Here is a 12,317-nt window from a genome sequence, read left to right as displayed (position 1 = left end):
GTGCATACTAATTTTTCGAAAAGAGGGTTTAAGATGTCAGGACATTCCAAGTGGCACAACATCCAGGGCCGTAAGAACGCTCAGGATGCCAAGCGCGGTAAAATTTTTCAAAAAATCTCCCGTGAGCTTTTCATGGCAGCAAAGCAAGGTGGTTCTGACCCAGACAACAACCCGTCGCTGCGGTTGGTCATGGATAAAGCCCGGGCAGCCAACATGCCCAAGGACAATATCAAGCGCGCGTTAGATAAAGCTGAGGGTGGCGACACCACTCAATACGATGAAGTCCAATACGAAGGATACGGCCCAGCCGGGATCGGCGTCTTGGTCGAAGCGCTGACCGATAATAAAAACCGGACTAGCTCCGATGTGCGCGTGGCCATCACGCGTCACGGTGGCACGATGGCCGGGGCCGGTGCGGTGTCTTACATGTTTAACAGCAAAGGCTACTTCGTGATCAACCGCGAAGGACTGGATGTCGATGAGGATCAAATGCTTGAGGCGGTACTTGAAGCTGGTGCTGAGGATCTCCAGACGTCCGACGACGAGTTTGAGATTTATACGGATCCCAAAGATTTTGCTGCGGTCCGCGATGCGCTGGAGTCTCAGGGCTTCCACTTCACGACTTCAGAGCTGACGATGGTGCCTGAAAACACCGTGCCGATTCCTGAAGATAAGCTTGAAACCTTCCAGAACATGATTGATGCGCTGGAAGATAATGACGACGTGCAGAATGTTTACACATCGGCCCAGTGGCCTGACGAAGCCCCTGCCAACTAAGTTCATTTGAACGTGCTTGACCTGACACCCCTCAGATTTGAGGGGTGTTTTTGTGTGGCTGGCGAAATCTTTTGACGAGGTGAGAAAGATGGAGTCGGGATTGCTTGAGGTTTTTGCAAAAGCACGTGCTGTTTTCGCCAGTGACGTCTATTTTCTCTCCAAGCCGGAAGGGATTTTGGTGGTGGTGCGTACGGCCGCTGGGTGGGCGCAAACCGAGATCAAGTCGGCGGCGGAAGGCACCAGCTGGATCCGGGCCCTGAAATACGATGCCGGGATGAATGTGGCGGAAACGCGGCGGCCGCAGCTCGGAGCCTTGCCGTTAAATGAGCTGGGCGTCACTCTGCGCCTCAGCACCGTGGGTGATTACACGAATCAAGAGGCGCTGGTGGCGCGGCTGATTTATGGGGTGCCGGGGTTGGATCAGTGGACGGAACCCATCGTTAACGATCTGGTCACTCGGCTGGCTGATCATCGGATGCTGGCCTTGTGCGGGCCGACCGGCAGCGGCAAAACGACGTTACTTTATCAAGTGGCCATGGCCTTGGGGACGGCGCAGATGGTGATGACCATTGAGGACCCGGTGGAAATTGCGGCCCCAGAATTCCTCCAGCTGCAGGTCAACCCGGAGGCGGGAATGAGTTACGCCAGTCTGCTGAAGGCCGCACTGCGCAAGCGCCCCGATGTCTTGGTGATCGGCGAGATTCGCGATTTTGAGACCGCGCAGGCGGCCTGTGAGGCGGCGATTTCCGGGCACATGGTGTTGACCACCGTCCACGCGCAAACAGCGGCGCAGGTGCCGCTGCGTCTGATTGCGCTGGGCGTGGCTAAGCCGCTGGTCAATGCCGCGCTGAGGCTGAGCGCGGATGTGCGCTTGGTCAGTACGCCGGTCGTGCACCCGGTGGTATCAGTGGTCGTTCACAAGGAGGACAGCCATGCGTAAGCAGCGGATCCCGTTAGCCGTCCAGCTCGCCGTGTGTGAGCAACTGAGCCAGGTCCTCGCCGCGGGGTTTAATCTGCGTCAGAGCCTGCAAGTGGTCACCCTGACTTTTGACGCCCAGACGCCTGTGTGGACGGCCGTAGACCTGCAGCTGAGCGCGGGCACAAGTTTGGCCGAGAGCCTGGCGGCAAATCATTTTCACCCGCAGATTGTCGCGCAGCTGGCCCTGGCGGAACATCACGGTCAACTGGCCGATGCGCTGCACGATGCGGCTGAATTAGTGCGGGTGCAGACGGAAAGTCGCCACAAGCTGCGCCAACTCATGGTCTATCCGTTGATCTTGTTGGCACTGCTTGCGGTCATTCAGACCGTGCTGCTGGTTGGGGTGCTGCCCATGTTGGGCAGTACGCATGCCAGCTTTGTCCAAACTGAGTTGCTTGGCGCCGCGGCAGTGCTGGTTTTGGCTGCGGGCAGCTGGCTTGGCCTTCGCAGATTAAATGCAGTTGAGCGGGCCGGACTGTGGCAAAAAGTCCCCGTTATTCGCACCCTTGCGATCAATTATTACCGGTACCAATTTGTGAGCGGCCTGGCCCAATACTTGGCCGCTGGCTTGCCGCTGATCACTTATGTGGGCGCGCTTAGCGAAGCGGCAAACAATCCGTTGAGCCCTGTTGGCCAATCGGTCCAGGCCCGGCTGGAGGCAGGAGAGCCGCTTCAAGCGGCGCTTGAGCATCCGCTGATTTATGCCCCGGCCCGGCAATTGTTAATGCTTGGCCAGCCGCCGAAGCTCGTGCAGGCGGGAATGACGTTGTTTGCCAAGCAGTTGTTAAAACAGTTTGGGGAACGTGTGGAGCGCTGGTTGGCCGCGGTCCAACCAGTGATGTTTATCCTGATTGGCCTTCAAATCGTCATGATGTACCGAGAACTGTTGTTGCCGCTGTACGATCACTTAGGAGGATTACCATGAAGAAGCGCAAAGCGTTTACGTTGATCGAAGTCCTTGCCGCGTTGGCGCTCATCATCGTGTTGACGCTGACCCTGGTGGTCACGATTCAGGCCCAGGTCCGGCAGGCTAAAGTTCGCCAGAGTCAGGCCGTGGTGACAACCGTTAACGCGCAGATCGACATTGCCTACCAGCAGCCGGACAGCAGTAATGGCGACTTTACAAACCCTGATGCGCTGGTCAGGGCCGGCATCATCACCAGCGGTCAGCAAAGTCAGCTGGCGGACGTGGCGACTTATTCGCCGGGGCCACCGCCGGCCTATAAGGTCAAATGAGACGCGCGTTTACGCTGATTGAGGTCATCCTTGCCCTGGCCATTTTCATCATCATGAGTGCGGCCTCACTGGGAGTGGGCCGCGCCATTTTAGTTCACGAACGAGAGGAGCAGTTTTTTAATCAGCTGATCAGCGACTGGAATCAACTGAGGCAGCACATCAAAGCCAACGACGACAAGGGCTGGATGACCGTCACGGAGCGCTTGGTGAAGTTTCAAGAGCAAGGCGCGTTAGGCGCGAGCAGTTACGCGCTTGCGCTTCCGGATTCGCTGAGGGTTGTCCCAATTGGCGGGCAGACAGACGGGGACGTCAAAACCAGCAAGCTTCAGTACAAATTTTTCGGTACGGGGGCGGTGGACAGTGGCACCGTCGTGTTTCAGCGGGGCAGTGGCAAGTTTGTGAGGGTCGTGGTGCTGATGCAGTGGGGGGTGATGGTACGAAAGGACGGGTGAGAAGCGCCAGTGTCCTAGCGGAGCACTTAGGCGCGCTGATCGTCACCGCCGTCATCGTGGGCTGGTTGACGCTGCTGGCCCGCCAGTATCAGGTGCAGGTGGCACCGGTGGCCCAAGCGGTGGCGGTGCGCTACGCCGCCCGGACGGCATTGGCCGCCCATCCAGGGACAGGTAAGACGACCATTTGGCTGGGGAAAAATGCCTATGCGGTGACAATCACAGACAGCGGTGTGGAGGTGCAAAAAGCAGATGGCCAAAAGTTCTGGTTTTCATTCCGCGATGACGCTCGCTGAGGTGTTGGTGGCGCTGGCGCTGCTCAGTGGGTTGTTTCTGATTTGGCGACCGGTGCTTGATGCGATCCGCCGGCTGCCGGACTTGACTGAGGAAATGGCCATGCTCGATGCGGAAAGCTCGCTTGCGGCGTACATGGCAGGATCGGCAGAGTTCAAAACCGTGCAGATCAATTCGTTGTATTATCTCGTTCCAGACCCCGCGCCTTTGAAAATCAATGGTCAGCCGTCGTACCGGCAGTTGAACTTAGAGGTGCGCCTCACGTCTTCGGGTTCTTATCTGCAGGGCTCCGGAACGACCAGTGGGCCGGGGACGACTCCTTTGATCTACAATGTCAAAAAAGTGGTGTACACGACCGTCCGCCCGGGAATCGTGCGTTATGAACTTTACTTTTTCCACGGCAGCCGGCTGACAGGAGTGCTCAATGACAAAACGACGCGCTAGTGCACTGATCAGCGCCATCATGCTATTGCTTTTGGTGACTCTGATCAGCGGGGCCGCCTTGCGCCAGTTTGCCATTTGGCGAGTGGCTTACGAACGGCGTCTGACCTATGAGCAAAAGGCTTTCGCTGATGCTTACGTCAGATGGAAACGTGTCCAATCCCCAAACGACGGGGATGAAGTTGTGCAACCTTGAACATTATCAACTTGAATAAGCCCCCGCGCACCGGTAAAATAGTTTTGTACGATTATAAGGGGGCAACAGCGTGGCCAACGAGCACATGGAATCACTGTATCAGGCATTAGACCAGGCGACCAGCCTGCTGCACAAGCAAGTGAAGACCACCTATCTTGAAGCCGCAACGGAGGCTGGTGAAGATCTGCAGTCCGGGACGATCAATGTCCAGGACGGGGTGCCGGATCAAGCCACCGTTGAAAAATTAACGGCTTTGTTTAAGCCGGTCGACCTGACGACCTTTTCCGCGGAGGAATGTCGCCAGGCGCTGCAGTTGGTGCTGGTCAAAGCCATCCAAATCGATGGAATTGAACCAAACAAACAGGTGACGCCAGACGCCATGGCCGAGTTGGCGACCTTCATCGCCAGCGTCTTTTTGAAGCCGGTTCCTAAGCAGCTAACGGTTGCTGATTTGGCGGTGGGTACTGGTAATTTACTGTTTGCGGTCATGAACCAGCTGAAGACGGCCTTGGGTGCGGAAGTCAAGGGTGTCGGCGTGGATAATGATGAGACGCTCTTGGCTTTTGCCGGGATGAGCAGTCAGCTTCAACACCAAGACGTCGACTTGCTGCATGAGGATGCCTTGGGGCCGCTGGCCACTCGCAATGCGGACCTCATCGTGTCTGACTTACCTGTCGGCTATTACCCGCTGGATGAGCGCGCAAAGCAGTTCGCAACCGCGGCCAAGAAAGGCCACTCGTATGCGCACCATCTGCTGATCGAACAGAGCCTGCGGGCGCTGAAAGCTGGCGGCCTCGGGCTGTTTTTCGTGCCGAGCACCGTCTTTCAATCCGAAGAAGCGGCGGGCTTAACGGCGTGGCTGACATCCAGTGCCCACTTCCAAGGGCTCCTGAACCTGCCGCAATCGTTGTTTGCCAAGGCGTCAGCGCAAAAATCGCTGCTGGTCCTTCAAAAGCCTGGTCAAGGGACCAAGCAGGCGAAGCAGGTGCTGCTTGGCAGTTTTCCGGAGCTGACAGACCGTGATGCCTTTAGTCAGTTCATTGACTCAGTGCACAGCTGGGCCGCTCAAAATCTAGCGTAGGAGAGATGTTCAAATGCCAAAAATTTTAGCAATCAATGCCGGTAGCTCAACTCTGAAGTGGAAACTGTTCAACATGCCCGCCGAAAAGGTCATCGCGGAAGGCATGGTCGATCGCATGGGCCTGCCGAATTCAGAATTTAAGGTCAAGTACGGCGACGGCCAGAAGTACGTGGTCAATCAGGACATTCCCACGGCTGATATCGCCGTCGACATGCTGCTTAAGGCCATGCTGGACCTTAAGATCATCAGTGACTACAAGGAAATCGAAGGCGTTGGGCACCGCATTGTTGCCGGTGGTGAGCGCTTCAAGGAGTCCGAAAAGCTCGACGAGAAATCCTTGAAGGAAGTCGAGGACCTTTCAGAGTACGCGCCTCTGCACAACCCGGCGGAAGCGGATGGCGTCCGCGCCTTCATGAAACTCCTGCCTGGGGTGCCAGAGGTCGGCGTGTTTGATACGTCTTTCCACACCACCATGCCGAAAATGAATTACCTGTATTCTATCAAGCCGGAATACTACGAAAAGTACGGCGCCCGTAAGTATGGCGCGCACGGCACCAGTCATCGCTACGTCTCCCACCGCGCTGCCGAACTGCTGGGCAAGCCGCTTGAGGAGTTGCGGATGGTCACGATGCACCTGGGTTCCGGGGTCTCAATCACGGCCGAAAAAGACGGTAAGTCCTTCGACACGTCCATGGGCTTCACGCCGCTTGCCGGGGTGACGATGAGTACCCGGAGCGGGGATATCGATCCGTCGCTGGTCGCGTTCCTGATGCAGAAATTGAACATCACCGACCCGGAAAAGATGATTGACATCCTGAACAAGGAGTCCGGCATTTACGCACTGTCGGGGCTTTCGCCTGACATGCGCGAGCTTGAGAAGACGCGCGACACGCGGCCAGCCTCTCAACTTGCCATCGATATCTTCGCCAACCGGATCATCAAGTATGTCGCCGGCTACGTTGCGGAAATGGGTGGGGTCGATGCCCTAGTCTTTACCGCCGGGATGGGCGAAGGCGACATCGTGATGCGCAAGCGGATCATTGATGGCCTTTCCGTATTCGGGGCTAAGATCGATGACGAGCGTAATAATGTGATGGCCAAGGAACGGCTGATTTCTAGTGATGATTCCAAGGTCAAGGTCCTGCTGGTCCCAACCAATGAGGAACTGATGATTGCGCGTGATGTCGTCCGGCTTGGCAAGTAGTCAAAAATCGGCCCGTGACGGCCGATTTTTTAAATGAAGGGAGAGAAGCACGATGACGATTTTTAGTTATGTTTACCTAGCCGTCTTTGTGGTTGCCGTCGCCGTGCTGATCTACGTGCGCACGCAGCTGGTCTTTGCAGCGCGTCCTAACCACTTTTTCCAGTGGTTCTACTGGGCTGCCGCGGTCATGATCGGGATCTTCACGGTGCTGACGAGCCGCACGCCGGCTGATTACATCAGCGGGTTCTTCATCACCGGGATGCTCGGCCTGTTCGGGTTTTGGCGCAACGGCATCACGCCGGACTCGCTGATCACTCGGATCGGGGCCGTCCGCGGCCTTGATTCGCTGACCGCACTGCACCTCTCAGTGCTCCCAACGGGCTTGACCGAGCTGGCGGCAATGGCGGGCAGTGTGACCATTGCCAAGCTGCGGTTCAAGCAGTCGCCTGCTGTGATCAAAGCTTTTTTGGACAAAAAGACCGAACCGGCGAGGGTTATCATTGATCAGTGAGATAATTTCATCAAAGCTTTAAGAAAGTGAACAAAGCCGTGGCCTCATCACATTGAGGCCGCGGCTTTTGTGCGTCAGCGGCGGGCTGGGCTTTGAAAGGCGGTAAAACCACTATTACAATAGAATTACGATATCGGAGGGAAATACATGCAAGCCAAACCGCAGCAAGAATTATCTCGCAGTCTAAAAGGACGTCACGTTCAGCTGATTGCCATTGGCGGCACCATTGGGACGGGGTTGTTTCTCGGCGCTGGTCAATCCATTCACGTGGCGGGACCGTCGATCCTTTTGGCGTATTTGATCGCCGGGTTGGTGTGTTTCCTGATGATGCGGGCGATGGGGGAGCTCTTAATGTCCGACCTGTCCCAGCATTCCTTTGTTGATTTCATCAAGCGCTACCTTGGGAAGCGCGCCGGCTTTGTGGTCGGGTGGACTTACTGGATCTGTTGGCTGGCGATCGCGATGGCGGAGGTCACTGCCATTGGCCTGTACATTCGGTTCTGGTTTCCTACCTTGCCGCAGTGGCTGCCGGGACTAGTCGCGCTCGTGATTTTGCTGCTGATGAACCTGATTTCGGTGGGTGTGTTCGGGGAAACCGAGTTCTGGTTTGCGTTGATCAAAGTTGGGGCCATCATCGGGCTGATCATCATCGGGTGCTGGATGATTGCCGTGCATTACCCGACCGCCAGTGGTCACGCCGCCGTTTCGAATCTCGTCAACTATGGGGGCTTTTTTCCCAAGGGGCTGCATGGGTTCCTCGCTTCGTTTCAAATGGTGACGTTCAGTTTTGCCGGGATTGAAATGGTTGGCATGACGGCGGGCGAAACCGCCAATCCGAAAAAAGTCATTCCCGAAGCCATCAATGAATTACCGCTGCGAATCATTCTTTTTTACATCGGCGCGCTTGCGGTGATCATGTGCATCTACCCGTGGTCGGCGGTGTCGCCGAACTCGAGCCCCTTCGTTCAGGTGTTCAGCAATGTGGGCATCAGGGCAGCGGCCGATATCATCAACTTCGTGGTTCTCACCGCCGCGGCGTCGGCCTGCAACTCCAGTCTTTTCACCACTGGGCGGATGCTGTTTTCTTTGACCATTGGCACCAAGAATTCGGTCCTGAAGCCCTTCGGCAAGTTGTCACGGCGTCAGGTCCCTGCGAATGCAATCTTGGGGTCTGCGGCGCTGATCGCCATCGCTGTGCTGCTCAATATCTTTCTGCCCAGCGCCGTATTCACGTTAATCTCCAGCGTGGCGACGACGAGCTTCTTATTTGTGTGGGGGATGATCATTCTCGCTCACATTCGTTATCGCCAGCAGAATCCCCATCCGCAAGGCTATGTGGCCCCGTTTTACCCGGTCGGTGATTATTTGGTCTTGCTGTTCTTCGTAGCAGTTGCTATCATCATGCTTATGTCTAAAACTACCGCGATTCCGGCGCTGCTGGCTGCCGCCTGGGTGATTCTCATCAGCCTTGGCCGCTTTTGGCACGACCGTCGCGAACGGAAAGGACCCTTGCATGGCTGACAAAAATTCTCAAGATGAACTTGCCCGCAATCTGTCGGCCCGTCACATTCAGCTGATGGCCATTGGCGGGACCATTGGGACCGGACTCTTTTTGGGGGCCGGTCAATCGATACACGTTGCCGGACCGGCGCTGATCTTTGCCTACTTGCTGGCCGGGGTGATGTGTTTTTTTCTGCTTCGCGCGTTGGGTGAGCTGCTGCTGGCCGATTCCGGTGACCGGTCGTTTCTCGATCTCATTCGGCATCACCTGGGGCCTCGAGCCGCTTTCGTCACCGGCTGGACGTATTGGTTCTGCTGGGTCGCCATTGCCATGGCCCAGGTCACCGCGATCGGGGTTTACATCCGGTTTTGGTGGCCAAGCCTACCGCAGTGGCTGCCGGCGCTGGTTGCACTGGTGCTGCTGCTGGCAGTCAACCTGAGCGCGGTGGGGTCGTTTGGCGAGTTCGAGTTTTGGTTTTCGATGATCAAAGTCGTCGCGATTGGCGCCTTGATCGTCATTGGCGCATTCATGATTTTTGGTCACGCGCCCACCACTGCAGGCGCAGCAAGCCTTGCCAACTTGACCGGCCACGGTGGCCTTTTTCCCAAGGGGCTGTGGGGCTTCATGCTGTCGTTTCAAATGGTGGCTTTCTCCTTTACCAGCATCGAGCAGGTGGGGCTAACGGCCGCCGAGACCCATGATCCGAAGCGCACGCTGCCGCGGGTGCTCAATTCGCTGCCTGTTTTGGTCATTGTGCTGTACGTCGGTGCGCTAATTGTTCTAATGAGTATATTTCCGTGGTCAAAAGTTGCGGCAAACGGCAGCCCGTTTGTGCAAGTGTTCAATAGTCTGCACATTCCCGCCGCGGCCAGCATTGTCAACTTCGTGGTGCTGACCGCCGCCGGTTCGGCCTGCATGGCGGCGATATACAGTGCCGGGCGTTTGTTGTTTGAACTCAGCATCACCCGGCCGCGGCTGCATGCACTGGCCAAACTGTCAAGGCGCCAGGTCCCGGTGCGCAGCTTGCTGGTCAGCAGTGGGGTCATCGCCGTCGCAGTGGCACTGAACGCCGTGCTGCCGGCCTCTGTGTTCACCCTCGTCACAAGCGTTGCCACGGTCTGCTTCCTGTTTGTTTGGATGATGATCATCATCGCCCATTTGCGATATAAGAAACGTCACCCCGAACGCGGGCTGTTCTCGGCGCCGCTGTTCCCACTTGGTGATTGGTACGTCCTAGTATTTTTAGGCTTTGTCTTCGTGGTGATGTTTTTCAGCTGGGACACTGCCATCGCCACTGCTGCAGCACTGGCCTTGCTGCTGGCGCTTTCAGTGCTGGCGCAGTTGCAGCATCCAAAGAAGTCGTGAGTCAGTAAGTGAAAACGCACCGTTAGCGCAGGGGATAAGCAAATTTGCTTATCGGCGCGCTTGCCGGTGCGTTTTTGCTTGGGGTCGACTAATCGTGATTGACTAACTGACACCAAGGCAGTAGAATATTCCTGATTATTCAGAACTTATATGCAAAAGTCATTCCCATGGCCGAGGAGGTCGCAGGCATGAATTATGGTTATGCACGGGTCACATCGGCAGCTGAGACAGTTGGTGCTCAGGTTGCGCAGCTCAAAAAGTATGGCGTTGGTCAGGTTTTCAAAGAAAAATACACTAACAAGCGCGTGAATCGGCACCGCCTCAATTCATTGCTGAACCAGGTGCGGCAGGGTGACACGATCACGGTGACGAGACTGAGTCGGCTGACTGCCAGCCCGAGCGAGGCACTGAATCTGATTAAGACGTTGCGGGAAAAAGGCGTTGCCCTCAATGTTCTCAATTTGGGCGTGATCGACGACACGATTGTTGGCCGGCTGACTGTTAGAATTTTGGCGGCAGTCGTGGAGATGGAAAACAGCGGCATTGTTGAGCGCACCCAGGCGGGCAAGAATTTTGCCAAGGCGCACAACCCGGACTATCGTGAGGGCCGCAAGCCGGCCCTCACGCCAGAGCAAACGCGCAAGATGCTCCAACTGATCGACGAAGCCGGCAAGTCGCAGGCTGAGGTCGCCAAGCTGCTCGGCGTTTCGCAGTCGACCATTTCGCGAACCTATCGCACTGAAAAGCTAAAGATTCAGGCGTATGCGGAAGATGGCGATATCAGTGCAGCAAGCGCCTATGACCGCCTGGGTGAAGGCGGTCGGGCAATTGTTGCACAGGCTCAGGCGGATGGTAGTTGGCCCATTGAAGACCCGATTTATGATCAAAAGCCGGCGGGTGTTGATGACGTCGCGGATGATGAGTTGCCCGGTTTCAGCGCGCAGATTAAAAAGTCTCTTGGCGATCTAATCAAAGAAAATAATACGCAGCCTAAATAGCATTTAAAGCCTGAAACCCAGAAAAGACGCTGAGTGAGGGCTTTTTCTTTCAGAACTGAATAGTGCTGCAAACATACTCGCCTTTTTATACAGCTGTAAATTTAGTTTTTTGCTGGCAGGGAGTCGCTCATTGTTAAGATAGGTGAAGTCTGAATATGCCTTTAATCATCATGGAAACATCAAGAACAGGGCGTAAACTCTGATTTTGTAAATGAACAGAGAACTACAAAATGGCCACTCCGAGTTGGAGCGGCCGCGACTGGTTTAGACAATTCAATCTGTACTTGGTGGCAGACAGAAGTGAGCTTCGATTTATTGTCCTGGCTTGGACAATGAACTTGCGGGCTGAGTCTTTCGAATATAAACAGCACCACGATTGATTTCAGCACCTCGGCCTAAAGTGTAGTAACTGACCTGAATGACGTACAGGTGGTCACCTTCACAAAGCAAACCAACGGGTTCGACACTGGCCTGATTGTTTTCATCCTTGAGATAGACCAGCTGGTCAAGATCATCGAGTCGTGATTTTGCGCCCAGCGCGCTGAGGCTATTATTCACTTGGTTGACTGACAGGAGGTGTGGGTGGGGCATGTGGCGTGGTTGTCTGGTAAACAATTGGTCGAACAGTGTACCCGTTAACGCGTCCTTCAAGGTAGCGTAATGCGTCTGGTGATAAACCGTTCCCTGATATAATCTGCCGCGGTTACTGATCCACGGCGATAATATGGTACTGGCCCGCCGCCGTGGTGAGCTGAGGTGACCGTTTTCAGCTTGAAGTGAAATGGCGGTTCCTGTTTCGACCCAAACTTGTCTGGGTTGCTTCAGGACACTCGAAGTGTGTGCCCGGACTGCTGAATGACTGGTTTGATTGCAACCGGTAAGCAGCACCATGCTTGTAAGCACGGCCAATAAAGCGAGTAGCTTTCTCACGAGTCTGCTCCCTAGTTTTCGTCCAGTGTAAACCCGCTGGGAGATAATGAGTGACTTAGCTATTTTGGATTGGAGAAATCTTAATCAGCGGCCGCATGAAGCGAGAATGGGGGGGTGTGATTGGGACGCATTAGTTGGTGGTTAACGCAGAGTGCCAATCATATTGAAATATAGTTTCTTGCGATGAGGCTCTATCACAGGATGTGGTCATAAAGTTTAAGCCAACAGGAAATCGATGCAAAACAAAACGCAAAGAAAGCCACATTAGCGGCATCCCTACCGAATAGTAAAAGACTTCTACCCTCAATTTTCAAGTCAAGTGCAACGATGATAACGAATCCTTGATAGTGGTCTA

15 protein-coding genes are annotated in these 12,317 nt (G+C 55.2%); 14 read left to right on the top strand and 1 reads right to left on the bottom strand.

What is annotated here, in order from left to right; translation table 11 throughout:
* Positions 1 to 33: 33 nt before the first annotated feature.
* The 14 genes from FC75_RS01945 (at position 34) to FC75_RS01880 (ending at position 11,032) form a co-directional block, all read left to right on the top strand.
* Positions 34 to 777 carry a YebC/PmpR family DNA-binding transcriptional regulator gene (locus FC75_RS01945; RefSeq protein ID WP_056988979.1) on the top strand — a complete coding sequence of 248 codons (744 nt, stop codon included), beginning with the start codon at positions 34 to 36 and terminating at the stop codon, positions 775 to 777.
* 88 nt (positions 778 to 865) lie between these two features.
* Complete coding sequence (locus FC75_RS01940) at positions 866 to 1,717, top strand: ATPase, T2SS/T4P/T4SS family (protein WP_054662537.1); 852 nt, start codon at positions 866 to 868, stop codon at positions 1,715 to 1,717.
* Complete coding sequence (locus FC75_RS01935; protein ID WP_054662467.1) at positions 1,710 to 2,681, top strand: type II secretion system F family protein; 972 nt, start codon at positions 1,710 to 1,712, stop codon at positions 2,679 to 2,681. The genes FC75_RS01940 and FC75_RS01935 overlap by 8 nt, the downstream gene beginning before the upstream one ends.
* Positions 2,678 to 2,992 carry a prepilin-type N-terminal cleavage/methylation domain-containing protein gene (locus FC75_RS01930; RefSeq protein ID WP_054662464.1) on the top strand — a complete coding sequence of 105 codons (315 nt, stop codon included), beginning with the start codon at positions 2,678 to 2,680 and terminating at the stop codon, positions 2,990 to 2,992. Before FC75_RS01935 ends, FC75_RS01930 begins: the two co-directional genes overlap by 4 nt.
* Positions 2,989 to 3,444 carry a type II secretion system protein gene (locus FC75_RS01925; RefSeq protein WP_056988978.1) on the top strand — a complete coding sequence of 152 codons (456 nt, stop codon included), beginning with the start codon at positions 2,989 to 2,991 and terminating at the stop codon, positions 3,442 to 3,444. The genes FC75_RS01930 and FC75_RS01925 overlap by 4 nt, the downstream gene beginning before the upstream one ends.
* A complete protein-coding gene (locus FC75_RS01920; RefSeq protein WP_054662458.1) occupies positions 3,441 to 3,737 on the top strand; it encodes a hypothetical protein in 297 nt (98 codons plus the stop codon). The genes FC75_RS01925 and FC75_RS01920 overlap by 4 nt, the downstream gene beginning before the upstream one ends.
* On the top strand, positions 3,724 to 4,179 hold the full coding sequence (locus FC75_RS01915; protein ID WP_054662455.1) for a hypothetical protein: 456 nt from the start codon (positions 3,724 to 3,726) through the stop codon (positions 4,177 to 4,179). Before FC75_RS01920 ends, FC75_RS01915 begins: the two co-directional genes overlap by 14 nt.
* Positions 4,160 to 4,372: a hypothetical protein gene (locus FC75_RS01910; protein WP_054662452.1), complete on the top strand. Its 213-nt coding sequence runs from the start codon at positions 4,160 to 4,162 to the stop codon at positions 4,370 to 4,372. The genes FC75_RS01915 and FC75_RS01910 overlap by 20 nt, the downstream gene beginning before the upstream one ends.
* 70 nt (positions 4,373 to 4,442) lie before the next feature.
* On the top strand, positions 4,443 to 5,453 hold the full coding sequence (locus tag FC75_RS01905) for a class I SAM-dependent methyltransferase (protein WP_054662449.1): 1,011 nt from the start codon (positions 4,443 to 4,445) through the stop codon (positions 5,451 to 5,453).
* Between the two features lie 13 nt (positions 5,454 to 5,466).
* Positions 5,467 to 6,657, top strand: a complete 1,191-nt coding sequence (locus tag FC75_RS01900) for an acetate/propionate family kinase (RefSeq protein ID WP_054662446.1) — start codon at positions 5,467 to 5,469, stop codon at positions 6,655 to 6,657.
* Between the two features lie 52 nt (positions 6,658 to 6,709).
* Entirely contained in the window at positions 6,710 to 7,168 is a 459-nt protein-coding gene (locus FC75_RS01895; protein WP_056988976.1) for a hypothetical protein, read from the top strand.
* A gap of 147 nt (positions 7,169 to 7,315) precedes the next feature.
* On the top strand, positions 7,316 to 8,689 hold the full coding sequence (locus tag FC75_RS01890) for an amino acid permease (RefSeq protein ID WP_056988975.1): 1,374 nt from the start codon (positions 7,316 to 7,318) through the stop codon (positions 8,687 to 8,689).
* The gene (locus FC75_RS01885; protein ID WP_056988974.1) at positions 8,682 to 10,034 is read left to right on the top strand and encodes an amino acid permease; all 1,353 of its coding nucleotides are present in this window, start codon (positions 8,682 to 8,684) and stop codon (positions 10,032 to 10,034) included. Before FC75_RS01890 ends, FC75_RS01885 begins: the two co-directional genes overlap by 8 nt.
* 188 nt (positions 10,035 to 10,222) lie before the next feature.
* Entirely contained in the window at positions 10,223 to 11,032 is an 810-nt protein-coding gene (locus FC75_RS01880) for a recombinase family protein (RefSeq protein ID WP_056988973.1), read from the top strand.
* Between the two features lie 312 nt (positions 11,033 to 11,344).
* On the opposite strand, the gene FC75_RS12590 is transcribed toward FC75_RS01880, so the two are convergent.
* Positions 11,345 to 11,962 carry a hypothetical protein gene (locus tag FC75_RS12590; RefSeq protein ID WP_156314299.1) on the bottom strand — a complete coding sequence of 206 codons (618 nt, stop codon included), beginning with the start codon at positions 11,960 to 11,962 and terminating at the stop codon, positions 11,345 to 11,347.
* Positions 11,963 to 12,317 lie beyond the last annotated feature (355 nt).

Source organism: Lacticaseibacillus camelliae DSM 22697 = JCM 13995 (assembly GCF_001436615.1).
Lineage (GTDB): Bacteria > Bacillota > Bacilli > Lactobacillales > Lactobacillaceae > Lacticaseibacillus > Lacticaseibacillus camelliae.
Note: the sequence above shows the minus strand (reverse complement) of the source record. Positions and strands in the feature narration are given on the sequence as shown.